Source organism: Pseudobacteroides sp., from assembly GCF_036567765.1.
GTDB lineage: Bacteria > Bacillota > Clostridia > Acetivibrionales > DSM-2933 > Pseudobacteroides.
This window is the reverse complement of record NZ_DATCTU010000071.1, coordinates 24,610-47,619: the sequence shown is the minus strand read 5'-3', so window position 1 is coordinate 47,619 and position 23,010 is coordinate 24,610. Positions and strand designations below refer to the sequence as shown.

16 protein-coding genes are annotated in these 23,010 nt (G+C 38.2%); 5 read left to right on the top strand and 11 right to left on the bottom strand.

What is annotated here, in order from left to right; all coding sequences use genetic code 11:
- Positions 1–56 precede the first annotated feature (56 nt).
- Complete coding sequence (locus VIO64_RS10320) at positions 57–1,499, bottom strand: GDSL-type esterase/lipase family protein (RefSeq protein ID WP_331917816.1); 1,443 nt, start codon at positions 1,497–1,499, stop codon at positions 57–59.
- A gap of 17 nt (positions 1,500–1,516) precedes the next feature.
- Positions 1,517–2,524: an SGNH/GDSL hydrolase family protein gene (locus tag VIO64_RS10315; protein ID WP_331917814.1), complete on the bottom strand. Its 1,008-nt coding sequence runs from the start codon at positions 2,522–2,524 to the stop codon at positions 1,517–1,519.
- Between the two features lie 193 nt (positions 2,525–2,717).
- Here VIO64_RS10315 and VIO64_RS10310 point away from each other — a divergent pair, with 193 nt between their 5' ends.
- Positions 2,718–4,196: a dockerin type I domain-containing protein gene (locus VIO64_RS10310; protein ID WP_331917812.1), complete on the top strand. Its 1,479-nt coding sequence runs from the start codon at positions 2,718–2,720 to the stop codon at positions 4,194–4,196.
- Between the two features lie 299 nt (positions 4,197–4,495).
- A complete protein-coding gene (locus tag VIO64_RS10305; RefSeq protein ID WP_331917810.1) occupies positions 4,496–4,885 on the top strand; it encodes a GGDEF domain-containing protein in 390 nt (129 codons plus the stop codon).
- 136 nt (positions 4,886–5,021) lie between these two features.
- On the opposite strand, the gene VIO64_RS10300 is transcribed toward VIO64_RS10305, so the two are convergent.
- The 8 genes from VIO64_RS10300 to VIO64_RS10265 all read right to left on the bottom strand — a co-directional run bounded on the left by VIO64_RS10300 (position 5,022) and on the right by VIO64_RS10265 (position 18,748).
- On the bottom strand, positions 5,022–6,611 hold the full coding sequence (locus VIO64_RS10300) for an anti-sigma-I factor RsgI family protein (protein ID WP_331917808.1): 1,590 nt from the start codon (positions 6,609–6,611) through the stop codon (positions 5,022–5,024).
- A gap of 15 nt (positions 6,612–6,626) precedes the next feature.
- Positions 6,627–7,364, bottom strand: coding sequence for an RNA polymerase sigma-I factor (sigI, locus tag VIO64_RS10295; protein ID WP_331917806.1), 738 nt, complete (start codon positions 7,362–7,364; stop codon positions 6,627–6,629).
- A gap of 53 nt (positions 7,365–7,417) precedes the next feature.
- Positions 7,418–11,551, bottom strand: coding sequence for a Pls/PosA family non-ribosomal peptide synthetase (locus VIO64_RS10290; protein ID WP_331917804.1), 4,134 nt, complete (start codon positions 11,549–11,551; stop codon positions 7,418–7,420).
- A gap of 48 nt (positions 11,552–11,599) precedes the next feature.
- Complete coding sequence (locus VIO64_RS10285; protein WP_331917802.1) at positions 11,600–12,724, bottom strand: heparan-alpha-glucosaminide N-acetyltransferase domain-containing protein; 1,125 nt, start codon at positions 12,722–12,724, stop codon at positions 11,600–11,602.
- A gap of 257 nt (positions 12,725–12,981) precedes the next feature.
- Entirely contained in the window at positions 12,982–14,028 is a 1,047-nt protein-coding gene (locus VIO64_RS10280) for an alpha/beta hydrolase (protein WP_331917800.1), read from the bottom strand.
- A gap of 151 nt (positions 14,029–14,179) precedes the next feature.
- Complete coding sequence (locus VIO64_RS10275; RefSeq protein WP_331917798.1) at positions 14,180–15,577, bottom strand: ABC transporter permease; 1,398 nt, start codon at positions 15,575–15,577, stop codon at positions 14,180–14,182.
- Positions 15,570–17,999 carry a COG1361 S-layer family protein gene (locus tag VIO64_RS10270; RefSeq protein ID WP_331917796.1) on the bottom strand — a complete coding sequence of 810 codons (2,430 nt, stop codon included), beginning with the start codon at positions 17,997–17,999 and terminating at the stop codon, positions 15,570–15,572. The genes VIO64_RS10275 and VIO64_RS10270 overlap by 8 nt, the downstream gene beginning before the upstream one ends.
- Before the next feature lie 35 nt (positions 18,000–18,034).
- Positions 18,035–18,748: an ABC transporter ATP-binding protein gene (locus VIO64_RS10265; RefSeq protein WP_331917794.1), complete on the bottom strand. Its 714-nt coding sequence runs from the start codon at positions 18,746–18,748 to the stop codon at positions 18,035–18,037.
- Between the two features lie 423 nt (positions 18,749–19,171).
- Here VIO64_RS10265 and VIO64_RS10260 point away from each other — a divergent pair, with 423 nt between their 5' ends.
- The 3 genes from VIO64_RS10260 to VIO64_RS10250 all read left to right on the top strand — a co-directional run bounded on the left by VIO64_RS10260 (position 19,172) and on the right by VIO64_RS10250 (position 21,372).
- Positions 19,172–19,378, top strand: a complete 207-nt coding sequence (locus tag VIO64_RS10260; protein WP_331917792.1) for a hypothetical protein — start codon at positions 19,172–19,174, stop codon at positions 19,376–19,378.
- A gap of 112 nt (positions 19,379–19,490) precedes the next feature.
- On the top strand, positions 19,491–20,360 hold the full coding sequence (galU, locus tag VIO64_RS10255; protein ID WP_331917790.1) for a UTP--glucose-1-phosphate uridylyltransferase GalU: 870 nt from the start codon (positions 19,491–19,493) through the stop codon (positions 20,358–20,360).
- A gap of 247 nt (positions 20,361–20,607) precedes the next feature.
- Positions 20,608–21,372, top strand: a complete 765-nt coding sequence (locus VIO64_RS10250) for a CPBP family intramembrane glutamic endopeptidase (protein ID WP_331917788.1) — start codon at positions 20,608–20,610, stop codon at positions 21,370–21,372.
- An 8-nt stretch (positions 21,373–21,380) separates the two neighbouring features.
- On the opposite strand, the gene VIO64_RS10245 is transcribed toward VIO64_RS10250, so the two are convergent.
- Complete coding sequence (locus VIO64_RS10245) at positions 21,381–22,952, bottom strand: fused MFS/spermidine synthase (protein ID WP_331917786.1); 1,572 nt, start codon at positions 22,950–22,952, stop codon at positions 21,381–21,383.
- Positions 22,953–23,010: the final 58 nt, after the last annotated feature.

Below are 23,010 nucleotides of genomic sequence, written 5' to 3'. Positions count from 1 at the left end.
TGTTATTTATGCGTAGCCGCTGATCTTTTTGGGATATATTTTATGTGAAACGCTTTTCATACACTCATATTAAACTTCAATGCAACCTTTATTACATCACTCATGTTAATTACGCCATCGCCATTTAGATCGCAGTTTCTGTTACTTTCAGTCACCTGGGTGTTAAAATTTAAGGCAATCAGTATAACATCCGCCATGTTTACTGCCCTGTCCTTGTTTATATCTTCCACCGGTAATTGGGCAGTAGCAGTTGGTGTATTTGTTGTTACAGGTGTATTGGTTGGGACTTTTGTAGGGGTAGAGGTGTTTGTGGGAGTCGGTGTATTAGTATTCTTTGCAGGTGTAGGTGAATTAAGAGGCAGCTTCAGGTTTTCGTATACTAACCTTGCAAGCTGTGTCGCTCCCTGTCGGTTAGGGTGCAATGTATCTCCCGTCATGTAAAGTGCAAGGGTAGCATCAGGCCCTATGGATGTGAAATATGCCGAACTTAAAACATTAAGGTCCAGCAATTGTACATTCTCTTCCTTTGCCAAGGCGATGGTAGCTTGCCTGTACCATCTGCCGACAGCAGTATGTACATTTGCAGAATTAAAGTCCGTCGCCCTTCCCTGGGGAGTTGATAACACAACGGTAGCACCAGCTGCCTTTGCCTTTACTACCATATCTCTCATTATTTCTTTAAACTGTGCTTCTGTAGTGTTGTTTTTTGTATTTGTATCATTTATACCAAGCTGTAGAATAAAATAGTCACCGGGCTTTATATATTTCATGATTGCCTCAAATTGCCCGTCATCGCGAAAACCCCTTGCAATCTGTCCACTTGTCGCCATGTTTCTTATTTGAAAGTAGTCGGTGCTTACATACTTCGGAAGCATCTGTCCCCATCCAGCCTGTACGCTTGTGTCTAAAGGGTAATAATTACACACAGTTGAATCTCCGCCAATGTATATGGTCCTGTTTGTTACCGGACTATCCGACAGCTTCCTGATTTCCAGAGCACTAAGAGTAAATGCCGTACCCGCTTTACCCTCGGTTACCAATAAATTTAACTGGCCATCAGTTATCGGTATCTGGAATTTATCCACTGCATTGTTTCCGGTCATGTTCATAACCTGGAATACACCTTCAGCTGCCACGCTTGCCCTGCTTGTGTTTCCCAGTGTGACCGTCACCTCATATAAACCGTTGGGAAGGTCTACATTAAATGTGTTTGTACTTTTTGTCCCAAAAGTCACAAATTGGACAGCATCGCTAGCCGCTCCACTGCCCGATGCTGTGACATTTTTCATATTTTGAGGGGTATTAAACCCATATCCCAAAGACTTACTATATGCGGTAGATGCACTTACCCCGACATAGCCAGGTTGTACTGCACCGCCTCCAAAATCAAATTTATAATCTGCTGCAGCCTTGACACCAGAGCCGCCTGTATTAAAGCCTATTACTGTAAAGATAACAAATGAACTTACAAATTTGCTTAGTTTTTTCCATCTATACATATTCTAACTCCTCCACTTTAATCTATTATTACATTAAACTTCAATGCCACCCTTATTACATCACTCATGTTTATTGCCCCGTCATTATTTATATCGCACCTTTTGTTGCTTTCATTAACCGATCCGTTAAAGCTTTGGGCAATTAGTATAACGTCTGACATATTTACTATTTTGTCTCGGTTTATATCCTCAGGAATAAAAATCGGTGTGTTGGAAGGCTTAGGTGTTGGAGTAATTATTGGCTTCTGAGTAGGAGTACTTGTTGGAGTGGATACATCAGAACTTATTAGATATTTTGCCATGTCCAGCCCTGCTTCCTTTACCCCCTCCGAAACTATCCTTGCTATCTGTGTGGCACCAACGTCAGTAAAATGTGTATAATCCGTTCCATTGGATGAAACCATATAAAAGGGATAAACCTTATCATATCCTAAAGATGTATAGTAGCTGATACTTTTACTCATTAAATCAATACAGGGTACATTCTTTTCCTTTGCCACTTCTTTCATGGCTGTACAATAGGCAGGGAAATCATTTTTAAAAATCCCATTAGAATAATTCAATCTTGCTACAGGCGTAATAAGAACCGGTATTGCACTTTTGGCCCTTGCTCTGTCAATAAATTGTCTCAAGCATTCCTTGTAAGTGGTATTGGGTTCTGCATAACGCTCAGGCTTGCTTATGGTTGCATCATTGTGACCAAACTGCACAAATAGATAATCATTAGCCTTTATTACATTTATGATCTCATCCAGGCGACCATCAGCTATAAAGCTTTTGGAACTCCTGCCCGCTATAGCTTTGTTTACAAACAAAATATCTGTGGTAAAATACTTGGCAATAAATTGCCCCCAACCCGCCTGGGGTGCATAGCTTGCTGAATAGGTCTGAACTGTGGAGTCCCCGCAAATATATACAGTAGGCTTTGCCGCTGCTGCCTCAGTATTTAACAGCCCTTGCGGAATCATCATAAGACATGTAAACAATACAAACAATATCAAGCTTATACTTATAACTTTTCTCATAGTATGTACCTCCCGTAAATTAAAAAAAGCTTCCATAATATAATGCGTATAAATTTTTTATTTAAGGGTGCTTTTTTAAAAAATAATTCGCATATTTACCGGAGACTTATTATTGAAAGCTCCTTACGGTAAATGTATACTTAGATTATTCCTTTAATAATTTCCAGTATGGTAATCAGGGAGGTTGCAAATAATGATAAAAAACTATAAGAAGGTTTTGTCCATACTCTTGGTATTTTTTTGTTCTTCCGCAGTTTTTCTATTCCTTGGCAAAGCCGTATCTGCTGAAACCTATTCCGCATACATCATGGGGTACTTTAAGCAGGAAACAGGTGGTTATGGCCTAAATCTCTGCTACAGCACCGATGCTATGAACTGGAAAAATATAAATGACGGTAAAGCCGTGCTCTATGCAAAGTTAGGTACAAAAGGAATTCGAGATCCATACATTCGTAGGAAACAGGACGGAACTTTTGTAATAGTAGCCACCGACATGCTTGGAACCAATTGGTCGGATCACAGCCAGTACATACATGTTTGGGATTCCGATGACCTCATAACTTTTAAAAACGAGCGTTTATTGAAAGTGCACTCAACAAACATGCACGCATGGGCACCTGAGGTATTCTATGACTACAATAAAAAGCAATACGGCATCATATGGTCGGGAAACACCAACTATAATCGTACATATGTAAACTATACCACTGACTTCAATACAATAACCGAGAGCGAGGTATTTTTTGATCCGGGATATGACGTAATAGACTCTGACGTAATTCAGCATAACGGTACAGCTTATTTGTTTTTCAAGGATGAGCGTTCCAGCGGAAAATCAATTAAAGCTGCCAAATCCACAACATTAAACCCAAACAGCTTCAACGTATTTACCCCGAATTTTATCACGTCCGCAGGCACTGAGGGCCCCTTCGTATTCAAGGACAACAACTCCAACACATGGTATATGTATGCTGATCTTTTCAATCAAAATGGCAAATTCGAATGTTGGAAGACAACAGACTTAGGTGCTACTTCCTGGACAAAAGTGGCAAACATCAGTGTTCCGGCAGGCGTAAGGCACGGAAGTGTTGTTAGCGTGACCCAAACTGAATTGGACGGCATACTTGCAGGAAAGCCTATTGCCACGCCCACCCATACACCTACACCAACCGCTGCACCTACTTCCACACCAACCGCTACTGCTTTTTCCTACAGCGTTTCAGGTTATATATCTCCCGACTTTTCTTTCCCTGAAAGTTCAAAATCCATACTGACTTCAGGGTTTAGGGTTGAGATTACACAAACAGGCAAGTCAACATCTACCGATCAAAACGGGTATTTTATAATTAGGGATGTACCGAAAAGCAGTTCAGGCTATACATTGAGGATAAGCAAGGGAGGCTATCTGACTCGAGAATTAAAAGACATTATAATAGACTCAAACCTTCAGATTTCTACACAGATTTCTCCAATAAAACTCTGGGGTGGGGACTTTAATAAGGACAATTCCATTAACATGGCAGATATTATAATATTGGCAAAATGCTTTAGCAGCATAACCAATGATTCCAATTATGATGCAGGTATTGACCTCAACATGGACGGATCTATCAACATGAGTGATGTAATTATTGTTGCAGTAAATTTTAATAAGACAAATTTTAATTATTAGGTTATTAGGTTAATAAGAAATCTTTAAAATGGTACCATCTATTCTATTTGACCCAAATTAGTATGTTAAAACATTTATAAATTTTCTAGAAAGGAATTGTTAAAATTATAGCGAATATTGATATACTAGTAAATTTTTAGAATAGTTATATTTTACTGATCGTTATAAACTGAAATTAATAGGTGGGTTAAAGATGGTATTTACTAAAATAATCACTCCTGATAATACGAATATAAAAAAGGATGATTTGAGGTTTTACTTATTTTCAAGTCATTTATATCTTCTTTGCCTTATAATTCATGCAGCACTTGCTACATTTTAAAAGAATTAATGATACTTATGGGCATTTAACAGGCGATAATGTGTTGGTTCAAGTTGTTGAAATTATAAAAAATAGCATTTTTTATAAAGATTTAATATGCAGGTATGGCGGAGAAGAATTTATAATATTGTTTACAAGAACTTCTATGGAGAGGGCAATAACAGAGTCTGAGAGAATTCGTAAAGAAGTTGAACAGTATAGTTTTATTTTTAACGATGAAATAAAAGATGGTCAAGTAACAGTAAGCATCGGTTTGGCATATTTTGATGAAAATATGCCAAATGGTATCGAGAGTATACTTGAGCTCGCAGATAAACGACTTTATACTGCTAAAGCTTCAGGAAAGAATAAATTGATTTATCAATAGAATTTGAATAGCTAGGTCTAAAAAATTTCCTGCCCAAATTACCTGCTTATACAGGATTTGGGCAGGTGTTTTATATAGATACCAAACTGATATATAACTTTTCAGTTCGGTATCCATAGAGGGAATAATCTTATCATTACGGTCTTCTTATTGGTATTGGTCCCGGAGTGGGTATTGGCCCTGGTGTGGTTTTTTGTATAATACCCGTAGCATTTGGAGGCGGCATCTTGTGATCGTCAGGCGGTATATCTGGCCTCCTTGAGGGTACTGCAGGCGTGGAAATTGGTCCGCCCGGCACCCATGTAGGCTTTGACCCTGGCGTTATTTCAGGTTTCATAGTAGGCACAGGCACCCATGTAGGTATATTTCCCGGTGTGATATTAGGCTTTCCTGGCGGTTTACCGGGCTCTGTTCCTGGAAACGGACCCTTCCCATGTTTGTCTCCAATATGCTCATGCCTGTCTTCGTCATCAGGAGGTCTTTCTCCTTCCTTTGGGCCTTCACTTGGCATTCCCCTTGTAGGAGTAGGTGTTGATTTTACTGGCTGCATGCCCGGTGTCGTTACTGTTATAGGTGTTGAAACCGAATTTGAAGTTGGATATGGGGTAGACTGATATATAGCAGTATGCAAATCCATGGCCGCAGGAGTAACCGTAGCCGCTGCAGGAGTACATAAACTGCTTTTGGGAGTTTCCTGCATATTATCCTTAGCTTGTGTTACTTGTACACCATCTTCTTTGTTAGAGCCCCAAAAAGTATGTTTTTCTTCGGAATCGCCTTTGTCATTTATTCTGGAACCCGAAAAGCCATTATCGTCCGTGCTTACATAATCCTTTTTGTCATGATTGCTCTTTGGCGACTGATATGTTCTTGCTGATGATATAGGCAAACTAGTATTGTTTGTCATATCATTTAAAGCTGTCTTCCCCTCGGTATCTCTTCCATGATTATTTGTAAAATCATGATTGGTGTCTGTTAAATATGATACCAGCTCATCTAATGGTGCATCTTTTGCTTTTTGTAATGATATTTTAACTCCACTCTCTTTTACAGTCTCATAAAGAGCATACCTGCCCATGGACATCTTATTCTCCAGGCTGCTTTTCCTTGCCTCAGGATTAATGCTTATCGTCTTTACAGATAAGTTTGAACCCTTCTCTTTTGATAGAGCTTCTTTTATGATCATCATTGTTTTATCAAGCCTTTTATAATTGTCCTTTTTTTCATGAGGGCTTGTGCCTTGAGACTCAGGAGCTGAACAAATCAATATTATTTGCCTTTCTTTGTCTTTTATAAAACCTTCCGATTGAAGCCTCATAATGACATTTTGAATTGCTTCATCTATAGGTTTTCCTCTGGTTTTCCCAAGTGCTTTAACAATCTTCTGTGCATCATAGTTTAGCGGTGCAAGTCCTATTACAATATTCTTTTCATCTATTGAAAACTCAATGCTAGGGTTTATATCCAAATCCACGTACGCAAAAATCTCAGGCTCAGCCCTGGTTGCAAACCAAATATAAAAGCCAAATATCAAAATCAAAGCCGCTGCTGCACCTGAAAGCATTTTAAATTTTTTGTAAATAATCTCATATTTCGATGTTCTATACTCAACTGTCTGTCCTTCAAACATGCCATCAACTCTTCTTATCTTCTCGTACTCCAACATTTCATTGAAAACTACTGCTTCTCTTTTCTCCAGCTTAATAATAACTCCCCTTTTAATCATAACTATCCCTCCTTTCTAAAATTTCCTTATAAAGCCCTTAATGATTTCAAGATCGCTCTTTAAGGCTAAGCAAACCGCTATTATATATTTCCTGTTTTTTTCAACAGTTTTCGGGTTTACAGTAACAAATGCAATAAGATCAGACATCGGTAATGTTTTCTTGCTTATAAGCTTGTTATATAAATTATCATTGTCTGCAATAATCTTGGCAATGCCAACCATAAGCTCCTTGGAATCTTTATGCTTTGGAGACTTCTTAACCAGGTCATTCATTGTTATTCCAAACATCTCTAGCTTCTCGTTGTAAATCATTATCTCTTCCCGCATTTCAAACCTGTCATAGTGGAGGTAAATAGATTTTTCAGAAATGGAGTTCTCTATTATCTGCTCGTTTTCTCCCCCAAAATAAGAAAATGGAATTACCTTTGAATTCTTAATCTCTTTTTTTCTGTGATTTATGAGCCTTCTATTAATTACCAGCTCTGCAAAGCTCAAAAAATGCCCTCCCTTTATACTGTTATAGCTACTAATGGCTTCGTCAAAAGCCATTAGCCCTATACTGAATTCCTCACAGTTCTCTATATCAATAAACCTGTTCATATGCTTTGAAACACAACCTAAAATAAAAGGTCTATAATCATTTATAAATCTTTCCCGCAGCTTCTTATCCCCGCTTTTTATCCTTTCAATAACCTCGGAAAAATCTTCACCCTTTTTTGAAGAGTGCTCCTTTTCCTTTCTACTCCAAAACACTACACTCCAAACCCCTTTATTTATTATTTTACAAAACATATAATTTTGCAAGGTCAACCTGCAAACTTTGATGGATTTCCATGCCAATGTGTATACGCCTCAAGGGTTTCTCCCTTCATAAGAAGCGATGAGCATCCAAGTTTAGAACCTTCTTCCATAAAGGTATCGTAAAGCACTACAGCCCCGTTTCCGACACTTGCTCTCCTGCAAATTGTCAGATATGCCATCTTCAAAACCCTGTCCTCAAAAAGGTGTGTCTGCATTGTAGCATTAAAGTTAACTGCTGCCTCATTTCCTATCCTTACAAGGTCAAACTCCGACATGAAAATGGTATCTAAAAACACCTTTTTACCGATTCTGCAGCCAAACAGCCTCATAACTACAGGCAGCATTGGGGTTCCTGAAAGTGGTGTGAGAATATAGTCACCAAGAAGGTTTTCATAAATGCCCGTTACAAACTCCGTTTTCCACACAAAATCACTCCACAACGGATTTACACAAGGTTTATAAGTTCCAATAAGCGAGAACTTCAATAGCACTACAAAAAGTATCAATACCATCTCTCCTATAACAGCAGTTGCTGTAATAAGGCCTATAGATGCCAGAAATGAAAAGTTATTTGCAAAGTAATGGAACAAATAAGCCAAACCATATGTGGCCGCTATATATACATTAGTAGGAAGTATTACGCGAATAAATTCTATCATAAGCCTTTTTAAATACAAAAGTTTTCCAGGTGAATAGGTGGTTTCATCGCTGAAATCCTTGTTGATATCACGCTTATGCAGGAACATAGCCGGTGTTCCAAGCCAGGAAGTTCCGTTCTCCGTCCTGCCTTTCTCAGGCGGCACTGAAAGGACCCCAAGTAGGCAATCATCCCCTATAGTGGTGTTAATGGGTACGAGTGCACTATTTCCAATAAACGTTCTTGAGCCAACCCTGGTCTTTTCATATATAATCTGATTGTTAAAAGCCTTAGGTGTACCTGCCATTGATGCGTCGGCAAAGAAACTTCCGTCGCCCACCTCAAAAAGTTCGGGGGAAATGTGAGTTACGGTAGATACCTCCACTCTTTTTCCTATTTTTGCACCCAATGCCCTCAAAAACGGGATAGTGTATAAAGTAGCATAAAGTGTATGCAAAAATTGAAGACTTACATGTACTATGTTGTCTGCTATCCACTTCCTCACATAGCAAGTTGAATATACGCTGTAAATTCCTGGTTTTATCTTGTTCATAAAAAGCCTTTTAAATATGATTATTTCCAGGCATAAGAGCAATACCATAAGGGTTGCTGTAATAGGACTTATGAGAAGCATCCATGACGGTGTGGTAAAGTAAAAATAACCGAAAGCAAATCCCTGTGTAAAAATCAAAGTATTAAACAAACCAAGAAACATCAATCCTAAAATATGCAGAGCCCCACATACAATTTTTTTAGATAACCCTGCTTTTTCCACTGTATTTTGCAGCCTTAAGATATCCTCGTCGGCAGTAGAAGGAATTGCCGGTGAGCCTGCCCATGTCTCTCCTGAAGGAATAACAACCCTTGAGGGTATCATGGACTGTTCCTTAATCATAGATCCGTCTTCCATGGATGAATTTATACTAAGTGTTGAGTGGGTCCCTACATAACAACCTTTTCCGATTTCTATCCTACCAAGCTTTAGATAGCCGCATTCTACTACGTACCCTAGAGCCTGGGTGTCCTGGCCTATGCTGCTGTTATCGCCAATTTGTATAATATCAAAGGAACCAAAATGATGTGTTCCTATGAAGCAATCCTTACCCACTTTCATTCCCATTAATCTGAGATACAATGGCATTAGCGGGGTTCCGCTCAAAAGATGCATCGGAAAAAGTCCTTGCAATAGTCTTGAAAGCCACCAGCGGAAATAGTACACTCCCCATAATGGGTAACTTCCTTCCTTGTACCTTCCTATTATAAGCCACTTTGAAAGTATGGATGCAAAACATGTGACAGGTATATATGATAAACCGTAGACAAGAAGTACCCGTATCGTTTGTTGAACATCAAAGCTTCTATTTAACACATTGATTATAACATATCCGGCAGGAATGCAGATAAAAAACGTCAGCAAAACTATGGATATTGCCTGGAAAACCCCACAGATAAAATGTGCAAGACTGGAGCTTTCTCTATAAATATTTATACTCTTTTTCATATTCCTTTTATCTTTATTATAATTTTTTTTGGCTATGCTTTTAGCCGACTTATTCTTATTTGATTTACTCTTTTTCCCACCTACTTTAGATTTACTGTTTTTATTGCAGTCAGCAGCCTCAGCTTGACTTTTTATACCAAATTTCGCCGACAGCATTTCAATCGAGGGACATTCATATAGGTCGGATATGTTAAGCCCTCGGAACTCCGGCTCCTTCCTGAGCCAAGACACGGTCTGTGCCGCAAAGAGGGAATGCCCCCCTAGATCATTGAAAAAATGATCCTCCCTTGAGATATTATCAATTTTAAATACCTGCTTTAATATATTGGCTATTTTCTGTTCCGTTTCCCCGGTAGGAGGAGTGCCGGCACTTTGGCTTGAGAAATTGCCTCCCGCAGGCTCAGGAAGTTTGGAACGGTCTGCCTTGCCGCTTGGAAGCATAGGAATTTCATCCAGCAGCATTAAGTGCTGAGGCATCATGTATGCAGGAAGCTTTTCCTTCATTGTCCCAAATAGCTTTTCCCTGTCAAATCCATTTTTATCGCCGTCAATAACTATATAAAGGCATAACCCTTCTGAAGAATCACTGAATTTGTTAAGCTTTACGACAGATGTTTTTATATCGGGAAAACTGTTTGCAACGTTTTCTATTTCCGAAAGCTCAACCCTGAATCCCCTGATTTTTATCTGATCATCGATCCTGCCATGGAACTCCAGATTACCTTCTTCATCCATAACCACCAAATCTCCCGATCTATAAAGTATTACGGGAGAATCGGGGTCCTCATCAAATATGTTTTCAATAAATTTTTCTCTGTTTAAATCGTCCCTTCCTATATATCCTCTCGCAAGTCCTATCCCTCCGATAAGAAGCTCTCCAGGCTCACCAATTTCAGCAACCCGGTTATTCTCCTTAACTACATATACCGAGTAGTTGGAAAGGGGCTTACCGATTGTGACTTTTTCCTCAAGCTTCATCTCTGACCAGGTGGCTATTACAGTAGCCTCTGTCGGCCCATAAGTATTTAATATACGCCTTCCGGGCTTGCCAAACCTTTCAACAACCGACTTGGGACATGCCTCTCCCCCAAGTATAAGAAGCTTTAACGATGGAAGTTCATCACTTATCATTGACAGCAGCGTCGGTACACATGATATGATGCTGACATTATACTCTCCAAGTATCTTAAATAAATCAGGACCGGACTTTTTCATTCTATCTGTCTGCGGAACAAGAGCAGCTCCGTTTAAAAATGCCATCCAAAGTTCTTCCACCGATGCATCAAAGGCCAGGGTAAATCCCTGGTACACCCTGTCTTCCGCCTCTACCTTATATATTTCCTGAGATGCACGTATAAGGTTGCATGCAGATTTATGCTCAATCATTACGCCCTTTGGTCTACCTGTAGAACCGGATGTATATATGATATATGCAAGAGAGTCTTTATTTGCTCCGCTAACAGATCTTGGTATATCGTCTCCAGAATATTGCTTTAGCTTATCCTGACTTATGGATATGATATTTTCAATCTGGCCGATATTGCTATAACCATCTAGTGCAAGAACATACCTGGCTCCGCTGTTATGGGTTATATAATTAATCCTGTCTTCAGGATAACCAATGTCAAGGGGTATGTAACATGCTCCTGCCTTCATAATTCCTATAATAGCTGCATAGCACTCTATGGCCTTAGGCATCAATAGAGCAACCCTGTCCTCTTTACCGACACCCTTTTCCCTTAAAAGGTGGGCAATCCTGTTTGCCATTACATTAAGATCTCTGTAAGTTATTCCAGTATTTTCAATTATTATGGCTATATTGTCAGGAAACTTTTTGGCCGTTGCTTCAAATACTTCGAAAAGGCACTCATCCCTAATTAGCTTCGGCACCCTTCGACCATGCATTATAGCGGAGTTTTTGGATACATTTGTTCCTTTAATTCCCTCAGCTTCCTTCTCTAATTTTGACTGTAAAATCTTAGGTTTTTTAATCAACTTCATTATGCTGCACCTCTATATATCTTAAAATTATGTATTTACGTAGATAACTTAATTCAAATGAGGATTTAGTGCAGGATCATTACGTTCACTTATCCTGTCTTTGATTTTTATGTACAAATCAGTAATGTGATTGGTAAAGAATACTACAATAAACATGGCTATTATGGTATTTGCAAGGCTTAATTCTTCGATAAACAAGAATTCAGCCCATCCGACGATCAGCCAGTGTACGACATATACAGCAGTAACAGCCTTACTCCAGAATAAGAGTTTACCTTTAACAACTTCGGGGATTATTGAGGCAGCCATATACCAAATTGACAGCCATATAACAACAAAAGGCACAAATAACAAATTGGAGAGGATTCCATGCTGGAAATAGTTGTTGATGTCACCCACTACAATACCTAGATCAATATCTGAGTGTGCCATGTAATATATTAGTGCCGGAACACCAATGAAAAAAGATGTGAAAACTGCTTTTGTATAGAATTTATTCTTGTTTTCCGTTCTAATCAGCATCCACCCAAAGAAGGAACCCATCAATGGATAAACCATCCATGAAAAGAACGGATGAAATACATATCCGTATCTACCGAATATAGTCATGAGGAATGTGTCCAAAAATCCTATTCCTGTGCTAAAGCCTCCCACAAGAGGCGTCACTGCAGCAATTATAATTGCTATCAGAGGATAGAAAAATTCTTTGATCTTAAGCTTCTTAAGTAGTGCGGTAAACATCATCGCAATACCTGCGAAATGTAATATATCACCTTCGATCAAGAAGTAGTACCATGGAGTTCCATCAACATTGAGGTCATAATATCCCATTTTACTGCCGATGAAAAGCGGTAAGAAACCTCTGAAAAAATTAAGGATATACCCGCAGGCAAATATCATAATTCCTCTTTTAAAAAGATTGAAGGGCCTTTGACTTCTTGAATATACAAAGCCAACACCCATTAAAAACATAAACACAGGTGCTGCAGGAATTGTTCCGAAAAAGTCTACTGTCTTGCCAAAAAGAGTATCCCCGACAGCACTGCTTGATAAATCCCCGGTTACATGCACTAAAATCATGAAAAATACAGCAAGCCCTCTGGCAATATCTACCTCTATCTGCCTTTTTGTATTAACCGGATGTTTGCTTAAAATGTTATCTAACACCCTCATAAAACTGACCAACCTTTCATACTAAGGTATTTTTTGTGCATTTCGTTTCACGATATAGGTATTCAGACAACTTGTATTTTTTTGAGGGGGTAATTTTAAAAAATTACATAGTGTTTTTTAACCTTGGTCGGTCCTCGTCGTGAAAAGTCGTAGTGTAGAATACACCATAATTTCCTAGACATTAAAAAACACCATATCCTGTAATAGATATGATGTCTTCCGTTAATTTCAATAATTATGACTGACACTAATGCCTTTTAAGGCTTATTTTTATATGTCTCTGCCAGAACCTTGTCTATAAGAACACTATTGAACATCTGAGGTTCTTCAAAAAAGGGAAAGTGAGCAGAATATTCAAACCATACAAATTCTTTTTTAGGTGCCTCCATTACATTAAAGTATTCCTGTGCCAGTGCAAATGGGGTATCATAGTCATGCTTTCCAGCAAGAATATATGCAGGTACCTCTATTTTCTTTATCTGCTTCCTGAGGTCCATGTTTAAAACCTCTTCATCCTCAAATAACCATTGAGAAAATTCCAGTCCTTCTTCCAACTGATCTTTCTTTCCCTTGTAAATGGGATCGCTTTGCATAAAGTACTCCATTTCTTCCGGACCGGTCTTGCCATAGACGTCTCCACCAAAGTACTCAACCCAACTCATTGTGATCTCATAGCCCTCATCATCCTTGTAATTCCCATTTTTGTCGGGCTGCCCTATATTGTTGAGTTCTTCAATAGCCTGCGTTACGTTATAGGTCTTTGCCATATTCAATGCAAATTCATAGCTCAATTTCTCATTGTCAGCAATATCCACAACCTGACCTATACCGACATATGCCCAATAATCCTCCGGATAATCCTTCACTGCCCTAAGTGCCAATACTGTTCCAAAAGAATGCCCTACTATATATATTTTCTGCTGGTTAAACCTTGATTTCAAATACTGCGTCAGTTCATGAACATCCTTATCAAATTGCCTTAATGTCATGGACTTTTTTGAAACCTTGTCAGAATATGAAAGCCCTGCACCTCTCTGATCCCAGTTCACTACCACAAACTTATCCTCCAACTGGGAATTTTGCTGATGCAGTATAGGCATCATGGCATAACCGGGTCCGCCATGTACAAACAACAGAACAGGATTGGTGTCATCATTGCCGTTAATATATATCCATTGCTCCAATCCACCTATTTTGACCTTCTCCAACGAGTTTACCTTATCTGGATTTCCATCAGCGTTGATACCCGGCGTCTCGGTGTTATTTCCGTTTTTTCCGGTACAGCCTGTAAAAGTACTCATCATAATAAACCCAGCTATCATTAAAGTTAGCATACTTCCTAGTCGTTTCATCAGTTCTACCTGTTTCCTTTAATATTATGTTTGCTTAAAATAATACCACTATTTTATTCCGTATGCTACATATAAATCAAGTACACTCTTTAAAAAACACCTTTTAATCCGTCTTAATTGCTTCTAGTGCGCTGAGTTTCATGGCTCTAATTGCAGGATAAATACCTGATAGAACACCTATAAATGATGAAAATGCTACAGCCATAACAGACAACCATATGGGTATAACCGATGCGATTCCTGGGCCTCCTCCACCTCCCATTTCCGGGCTGGTTTGTGACATTGAGTTTATAACAGCATTAATAATATAAGATGCACCATAGCTCAAGCCAATTCCTACCATACCTCCAAAAAATCCTATCAATGCCGCTTCCAATAAAAACAACTTTCTAATATCCCCAAAAGTAGCACCAAGCACCTTCATAATACCTATTTCCCTTGTTCTCTCATAAACCGACATAACCATGGTATTTCCTATACCTATAGCTGCCACAAAGAGTGATATGGCCCCCAGTGCTCCCAGTATCATCTGTATGACGTTTGCAGCCTTTTCCATTTCCTTTGCCATATCCATTACACTGAAGGCACTAAGTCCCATTCCCTTAAGCCTTTCTTGAATATCCTCTATATACTTTACGTCTTTCACCAATATCTGACCTCTCTGGTATTCATTCAGGTTTGTAGAAGGCATCCCTCCCATAACCATCATTCCAGAGCCCTGTTGGTTCTTTGCATTCTCTTTTAAAAGTTTTTTCAGGCTCTCCAGGTTCATATATGTGTTATAGTCTTTGTCACTACTTCCTTGCTTGATAATACCTACCGCCTTGGCCTTATAAAGTTTTGGCGGCTTTTTATTTTCTGTAGGCTGGGGCACCATTGGATCCTTTACTACTTTTTCCCCATATGAATAGTCAAAGGTCAGTACCAACTTTTCCTTCATAAGATCAACAGGAGGCTTGGGATTCTGCCCCATCATCATCATTCCCTGATAAGAATTCATCCTTTTGGGGTTGTAGAAGTTCATAGGAACCATTGATCCTACCAATAAGTTATACTCATCGGTCTTATTTAGAAGTCTTCCTTCCTGTACCGAAAACTCAAATTTTTCAAGGACATCCGGATTTATTCCTAAAACCATTAAAGAAGACATATACTTTCCTGCAACACACTTTATATTGCCTTCAAGTAGTGGCGTTACCGCCTCTATTCCTTCCCAGCCTGCTATCCTTCTAATGAGTGCATCATCCAACTTTTCTTTCTTTTTTACAACATTTGGTTGCCCCATTTCAGGCATATATCCAAAGTTCTGTATCTCTATAATCCTCATGCTTCCAATATTAAGCATTTGATTGTTTATATTTGTTTTAATCCCAATACCGAATGATATCATTATAACTATTGATGCGGTTCCGATAAGGACACCAAGCACAGTCAGAAAGGTACGAGCCTTTCTTCTTTTTAAGTTTTTCAAACCGGTTTTCAATAGATCAACATTATTCATCGAAGGCCATTTCCTTCCTGCGTCTGGATACTTTCCTCACCACAACAAATACAATTATTCCGATTACCAGCAGCCCCACTCCACCGCCAATGGCCAGATAAAGAGTATTTATTCCTCCCTTTTTAGCTGCCTCTTGTCCTGGCATTTCAGGCATTCCAGGCATTTTTTCGTCCATCGGCATTTGATCCATGACATTTATTGTGAAAGGTTTCTCAATACTCTGACTTTTTCCATTAGCATCTTCAAAAGCAAGTATGATTTTTCCATTCTGACTCCCAGGTTTATCAGGGGTTAATTGCAGCTCATAGTTGTCGGACTTTCCCGACTCAAAGTTACCTCCGTAGTATTCGGGAGACTGGATCTGAAAGTCACCTGTTGCCCTTATAAGTACATTATACACCGTTGTTTTTCCCATATTGAAAAAGTTAATCGGTATTGATACAGGCTGCCCTATAAAAGCATCAGGAGGTATACTGAACTCTCCTATAACCATTCTTGCTTCAACATTTACAGGTACACTGACAGTATCCTTCGCAGTAATGGCAGTAGCCTTATCATCTTCATAGTCATAGTCCACCGCTATAGGGTGTGCTTTAGTCTGTGCATCAGGTTTAACATACATGGTTATACTCTTTTGAACTGAGCCGCCTTTAGGAATGCTGTCTATAAATATGGTTCCTCCGCTGTTGACAGGAATAAAAACTCCTTCAGCAGGCGTCAGCACTATCTTAAGGTTGGAGATATCCGATACTTTACTTGTGTTTTGGAATGTGATATCCAGATTGAAGTTGGTACCGGGCTTAATTAAATCTGGGCTGCATACACACCTGCTTATTATGACCTTAGGTGCAGACTTCTTATCTGTTTCCTTTGCCTTTCCTTCAACATATACCCCCACAAACTGGTTTGCAGTTTGCTTTGTCTTGTTTTGATCCGTACCTGTTTCATACTCTATGTTTATTGATATGGGGTAGTTTTTTGTGACAGCCTCATCGGTTACCAGATAATCAAACTTCAGTCTCTGGGTTTTCCCGGCTTCAAGCACAGGTATAATCTTTGTACTTAATGATTTTGGAACAATTTCCTTATCGCTTGTAGTTGTTACCTTGAGATTGGGCAGCTTAGCTGTGCCTGTATTTGCTATATCAAAAACTACTGAAAAACTTTCACCGGATTTTAATGCATTTACCGGTGCCGTTAGATTTGTTATTGACACATCAGGTAAAGATTCCGACTGCTCCCTTTTATTTACGGATACAAAAAACTGGGACTCTTCAGATAATTGGGTGCCGGAAGTGTCCTTGTATTCAACCTTGACTCCGAGCCCATAGCTTCCAGATTCCATCTTCGAAGATGAATTAAGTGAAAATTCCAGGGTCTGCTTATCTCCGCCGTTCATTTTTTCTATGTACCTGGAGTCGGTAGAGCCTGAAAGCCCAAAGCCATCGCTTTTCAGCCCTGTCAATGAAACCTTTATATCATTTGCAGATAAATTTCCATAGTTCTGAATATTGACTGTAACCTTCGTTCCTTCTCCTGCATTTATTGAAGAAGGGTATGACGTTATGGAAGAAACCATTACCCTTGAATTTTTTAAAGAGTTCAAAAGCTTGATGTTGATACTGTCCTTTGCGGCAAAGGCATCATTATATGAGTTTGTGTATTGAAGGTTCAGCTTCAATGTATAGACCTTTTCCTGGGCATTGGAAGCTACATCAAATGTTACGGTGGCCTCCTTGGTTTCTCCTGACTTTATAGAGTCGATTATCTGTGCTGAAGCCATTTTATCTGTAGCAATAGGCAGCTTGTCGTCAGCCTCGGTTGTTATTATCACATTCTTCGCCTCATGTGAGCTTATGTTTTTTACTGGCAGGGTAATTGTAATTTTTTCTCCCGCCTTACCTGAAGGTATTGCTTTTGTATCGGCTATAACAAGGCTAGGAACATATTTTGACGTATCCACAGGCTGAGGGGCTTGTGAAACCACCGGTGCCGGCTCTGTATAGGGTACAACAGGGAGGTTGATGAAGTCGCTGGCTGTTGAAACCGTTTGTGAATCATGTTTTTTATATATAAGGCTTATTGGAAGCTTTGAATCAGGACTGCCATTATACTTAATCAAAAATTCATTTACCGTTTCCCCTTTAGGACCAGGCAAGTTTTTCGCCAGTATCCTCGAGCCTTTGGAAACTGGTGAAAACGAATTGTTTGCTCCAAATTCGACGTACATGTAATCAAAACTGGATTCTGAATTGTTTTTTACTGTTAATTCCAGTGTGAACTGTTGATTTTTTGTTATGGATGAAGGTGCCTTGAAGTCTGTTATAATAAGCTCAAGGTTCGTTCCTTCGCCCTCTGAATTAACGCACACCCCCATAGCCGAAATGGCAAAAATCAATATCAACGCGACTAATTTCCTCATAAAATTGACTCCTTATTTTTATATAATATTTATATTTACTGAGCACACTGCTCTTGCGTTTTTTCTACAGTCTCCACTCGGGATATGTTTCCATCAAATATGTGTATTATCCTGTCGGCATATCTTGCAATATTAACATCGTGGGTAACAATAATCAATGTCTGATTATTTTCCTTTACCTTTGATAAAATAAGCTCCATAACTTCCTTTGTAGTTTTTGAGTCCAGGTTTCCTGTGGGTTCATCTGCAAAAATAAGCTTGGGATTTGATACCAGGGCTCTGGCTATCCCAACCCTTTGCTGCTGTCCTCCGCTCATCTGGGAAGGCTTTCTTTTTATCTGTTTATGCAGCCCTACAAGCTCGAGCATCTCTTTGGCCTTCTTTTCCCTTGTTCTTTTGGAAACATTTTTAAGCATTAAAGGAAATCCTACATTTTCCAACGCCGTAAGATGAGGCATCAGGTTGTAGGATTGGAATACAAAACCCATTGTTACCCTTCTAAATAGGGCAAGCTGGTTTTCATTCATTTTGGCAATGTTCTTTCCATTTATTATGATTTCTCCTCTGGTAGGCTTTTCAAGACCTGCAAGCATGTTAAGTAAAGTAGATTTTCCAGAACCTGATGTGCCTAGAATACATATTATTTCCCCACGTTCAACTTCAATATCAATATTGTCAAGTGCGATAACTTTTTCACTGTTTCCTATTCTATAAACCTTTCTCAATCCAGATACTTTTATAAAGCTCACAAAACACTCTCCAATCTAACTGGAATAAAATGCAACTATTGCGTACTTTTATATATTGGCAGTTATTATAACATATTATATTTTATAAATGGTTACAAAATTGTTAATTATTATGGTTATAGTAATATTTTAATATCACATTATATTTAAAAGTGATTTTACTATAGCAATATATAAATATAAGCAGTAAGGTCACGTTATCATTTCGCATTAACGAAAATTATACAATATATAACAGTAACTGTCACCGAAATTATTTAATTGTATAAACCGCAAAGTTTTAAATATCTACTTGCGTGAAGCCGCAATTCTTTTTGCGGTATCACGCAATATATAATCCTCTATAACTAATAAAATTTCATTGAATTATCAGTTTTGTTAATGTAAAATTAGACTATTGAAAATAACTTTTGCGAGGTAAAAATGGCCAGAATTAAGGACAGAAAATTCGATTATAAACTTAATATATTTCTTGGAACAATTTTTTTAACAGGAGGCATTGTTTACTTAAAGCTATCAATGTCCTCCGGAGTCAGAGCCGATACAATAAAATGCATTGTGTCATTCATATTATCAGGAGCTTGGTTTGCTCTTGCTTTTTTCAATTACAAAAAGAGCAAAAACATATAACAAGTAGTATTTAATTTGATGCACGTTTCATGTTAATTATTTAATTTGCCAGATATTATACAATTTGGTATATTAATATTATTAGACCTTCAAAACGAAAGAGGTGTTGATTTTGAAAGTACGTAAAGCCATAATTCCAGCCGCAGGATTAGGCACAAGGTTTTTACCTGCGACAAAAGCACAACCCAAAGAGATGCTGCCTATAGTGGACAAGCCCACGATACAATACATTGTTGAGGAAGCCATCGATTCAGGTATAGAAGATATCATCATTGTTACCGGAAGAAACAAACGTGCCATTGAAGACCATTTCGACAAATCATACGAGCTTGAGGAAGAGCTCAAGAAGAAGGGAAAGCAGGATTTGCTGGCCCAAGTACAAGACATATCCAATCTCGTAGACATTCATTACATAAGGCAAAAAGAGCCAAAAGGCTTGGGACATGCTATATATTGTGCAAAGTCCTTTATAGGAAACGAACCCTTTGCAGTTTTACTGGGTGATGATATTGTCAACTCAGAGGTTCCGTGCCTCAAACAAATGATTTCTATTTATAATGAATATAAAACCACAGTTCTCGGTGTCCAGCAGGTTCCACTGGAAGACGTACCCAAGTATGGAATAGTAAGCTGCAAACAGGTTGACGACAGGGTTTACAAGGTTAAGGATCTGGTAGAAAAGCCTGATATTGAGAATGCTCCTTCCAACATTGCAATTCTTGGAAGGTATATAATATCTCCCCATATTTTTGAGTACTTGGAGGGTGCTGCCCCTGGTAAAGGCGGAGAAATACAGTTGACTGACGCACTTAAGAGCCTTATAAGCAATGAGGCTATATATGCATATGACTTTGTGGGCAAGAGATATGACGTGGGAAACAGACTGGGTTTCCTTGAAGCTACTGTAGAATATGCATTAAATAGGGACGATATAAAGGATGATTTCAAAGACTATCTTCAAAAGGTCATAGAAAAGTTTTAATATAGGATTTAAATAAGGCTTGCATGCCCGAAACGGTATATGCAAGCCTTATTTATTTGTGATTACAATCTTTGCTCTGTCCTTTTATGACTCTTTGGCTCCTTCACATTTCATTGACATAGTTTTTTTTTAATGTATAATAATTATTAGTTTTTACATATATTTTAATAATATGGTAATTATTAATATTAATGATTTATTTATATCTACTTACAATATTTTATACATTTACGAAAGGAATTATGAAATGGATAAACGTAAAATTTCAATCCCAAAATCAATTTTCAGAATAATTCGACTTATCATAACAACTATTCTCATTATAATTTTGCTTAGGATTTTTAGAAACTTTATCCCCTTTATAAACATAGACAATAGCTCAATACTAATTCCCGGGCTAATTTTGTCCGTTCTTGTCTGTACTGTTTTATTCGATAAAGTAAGACTTTCAAATTTGGGTCTGGCATTTACATCCAAAAGTATATTTACTTTCATTTATGGACTGATTATTGCCTCAGTATCGGTAATTGCAATCGCTGCATATGCCTTTTTTCAAAACATTCAAGGGACTGAGCTTCTGATTACACCCAAATGGTTCAATGCCGACAACTTATCCCTACTGGTATTTTATCTTATGGTTGCCTTTGGAGAAGAACTGTTTTTCCGTGGGTATATTATATCAACCTTAAGAAGTTCAGGCCTGAAAGTATTCGCAGTATTAATGTCTTCATTCATTTTTATGCTCATACATCTTGTTAATTCTGAGACTACATTGCTGACATTAATCGGTACATTTATGGCAGGCCTGCTTTTGGCAATACTATATGTCAAGTTCAATAATCTATGGGTTTGCATCGGTTTCCACCTGGCATGGAATTTCCTGCAGGATTCTGTTATACATGTTCCGACTAAAGGGACCGAAGTGATATCTATAGTTGTCCTTGCGTTTATGACTTTACTTGCATCCCTCAGTTTTAAATCTTCCGAAAGCTTTGAGACAAAAACAACTTAGGTGTAAAATCATTCCTGGTTTATTTTAAGCTTTAGGTTTATCTTTAGAGGACTTTCAGCCGCAGCCTTGTTTATTACGTCGCTAAAGGATTTCTGTTCCAAAAGCTCAATATTGGATAAGTCATCTGTAAGAACGTATTTTTTATCATTCACCTCAGTCACCTTGCTTTTGATCTGGTCAACTACCTTTTTGCATTGGTGGCTTTGGGGCATATTCTTTATGTTTTGGTTAAACTGCTCCAGGCCATAATTATTCATAGCGATAAGAATAACATTATTGTCAGTTGTTTGATAGGAATAAACCTTGTTCATACAAGCCCTCAATGTGTGCTGTAGGTATTGAGATACCGACTTTTCATTTGTAGAGCCTATGCTGATATTCATTACAATAATGCCATTTTCAGTCAGACAGCTTTTTACTTCTTCATAAAACTCTTTAGTGGCCATATGAAACGGTGTACTGATATCATGATATGCATCAATAAATATAACATCATACTTTTCTTTGCTGGTTTTTACAAAAACCCTTCCATCAGAAATGCTGACCTTTGCCAGCTCATCTTTAAAACCAAAATGCTCCTTTGCTATATAATTAACCTTTTTATCAATTTCCACGCCTTGGATTTCACTGTTTGGAAATACATGCTTTACCTGTTTTGTAAAGGTACCGGTTCCATGACCCAGCACTAAAACCTTAATTTTTTCTAGCTTATCCACGTCTTTTAGAAAAAATGGTGCCATTGATGCATAGTCATAATAGTAACCTGTGAACAAGCTGTCTTTTTTTGAAGCTGATTGAAACCCAAATCCTACATTTGTGCTCAAGGTTGTGACATCATTATTCTCAGATACTATCAAATAATTATAGTTTGATTCATACTCCGCCTTTACTTCCTTCCAGAAAGCAAGGTTGCTTCCAAATGGAATTATCAGAAATGCAAGTGTTAAAACACCTGTAATTACTGTTCTCTTTAATTTCACCCTTCTTCCAATATAGTAATATAGGCATAATATATGTAGTACCATGGCAAAAAATAAAAATGTCTTCTGGGTGCCGATGGTAGGTATGGTAATAAAAGTTGGAATGAGCGTGCCGACTAAACTTCCAATAGTCGATAAGGCATATATTTTACCTACTATTTCACCGTCATTGTCTTGATGGTCTAGTGCAAGCTTAACAAGATAAGGTGATACCATTCCCAGCTTTATTAAAGGGAACGAAAATATTACTAAACAAGATAGGGAAGCCCCTGCGATTATCAAGCCGGAAGGTGCTAGTGCCATTAATCCCATGAAAATTACCGATGCCAAATATTTTCCTAATAATGGGATCAATGTAATCCACACAGCAGCTTTCCATATTGTTATAAAAAGCTTATCCGGATTGTTAAACTTATCTGCGGTTTTTCCTCCTCTAAAATATCCCCAGCTTAGTGAAATCATTATAATCCCTATAACAATTGTCCATACTATTTGGGATGCACCAAAATATGGTGCCAACAGCCTTGTTGCAGCCATTTCTACCCCCATTACCGACATCCCGCACAAAAAAGCAGTTGAAAATACCAATAGCTTATTCATTTTTATATTTCATCCCCCTTCATAGCACTTTTCATTTAGTCATGATCAAAAAATAACT

Excerpts from the sequence above, each read along its gene's own strand:
- VIO64_RS10320 (WP_331917816.1), bottom strand. The coding sequence starts at position 1,499 with ATGTATAGATGGAAAAAACTAAGCAAATTTGTAAGTTCATTTGTTATC.
- VIO64_RS10315 (WP_331917814.1), bottom strand. The coding sequence starts at position 2,524 with ATGAGAAAAGTTATAAGTATAAGCTTGATATTGTTTGTATTGTTTACA.
- VIO64_RS10310 (WP_331917812.1), top strand. The coding sequence starts at position 2,718 with ATGATAAAAAACTATAAGAAGGTTTTGTCCATACTCTTGGTATTTTTT.
- VIO64_RS10305 (WP_331917810.1), top strand. The coding sequence starts at position 4,496 with ATGCAGCACTTGCTACATTTTAAAAGAATTAATGATACTTATGGGCAT.
- VIO64_RS10300 (WP_331917808.1), bottom strand. The coding sequence starts at position 6,611 with ATGATTAAAAGGGGAGTTATTATTAAGCTGGAGAAAAGAGAAGCAGTA.
- VIO64_RS10290 (WP_331917804.1), bottom strand. The coding sequence starts at position 11,551 with ATGAAGTTGATTAAAAAACCTAAGATTTTACAGTCAAAATTAGAGAAG.
- VIO64_RS10285 (WP_331917802.1), bottom strand. The coding sequence starts at position 12,724 with ATGAGGGTGTTAGATAACATTTTAAGCAAACATCCGGTTAATACAAAA.
- VIO64_RS10280 (WP_331917800.1), bottom strand. The coding sequence starts at position 14,028 with ATGATGAGTACTTTTACAGGCTGTACCGGAAAAAACGGAAATAACACC.
- VIO64_RS10275 (WP_331917798.1), bottom strand. The coding sequence starts at position 15,577 with ATGAATAATGTTGATCTATTGAAAACCGGTTTGAAAAACTTAAAAAGA.
- VIO64_RS10270 (WP_331917796.1), bottom strand. The coding sequence starts at position 17,999 with ATGAGGAAATTAGTCGCGTTGATATTGATTTTTGCCATTTCGGCTATG.
- VIO64_RS10260 (WP_331917792.1), top strand. The coding sequence starts at position 19,172 with ATGGCCAGAATTAAGGACAGAAAATTCGATTATAAACTTAATATATTT.
- VIO64_RS10250 (WP_331917788.1), top strand. The coding sequence starts at position 20,608 with ATGGATAAACGTAAAATTTCAATCCCAAAATCAATTTTCAGAATAATT.
- VIO64_RS10245 (WP_331917786.1), bottom strand. The coding sequence starts at position 22,952 with ATGAATAAGCTATTGGTATTTTCAACTGCTTTTTTGTGCGGGATGTCG.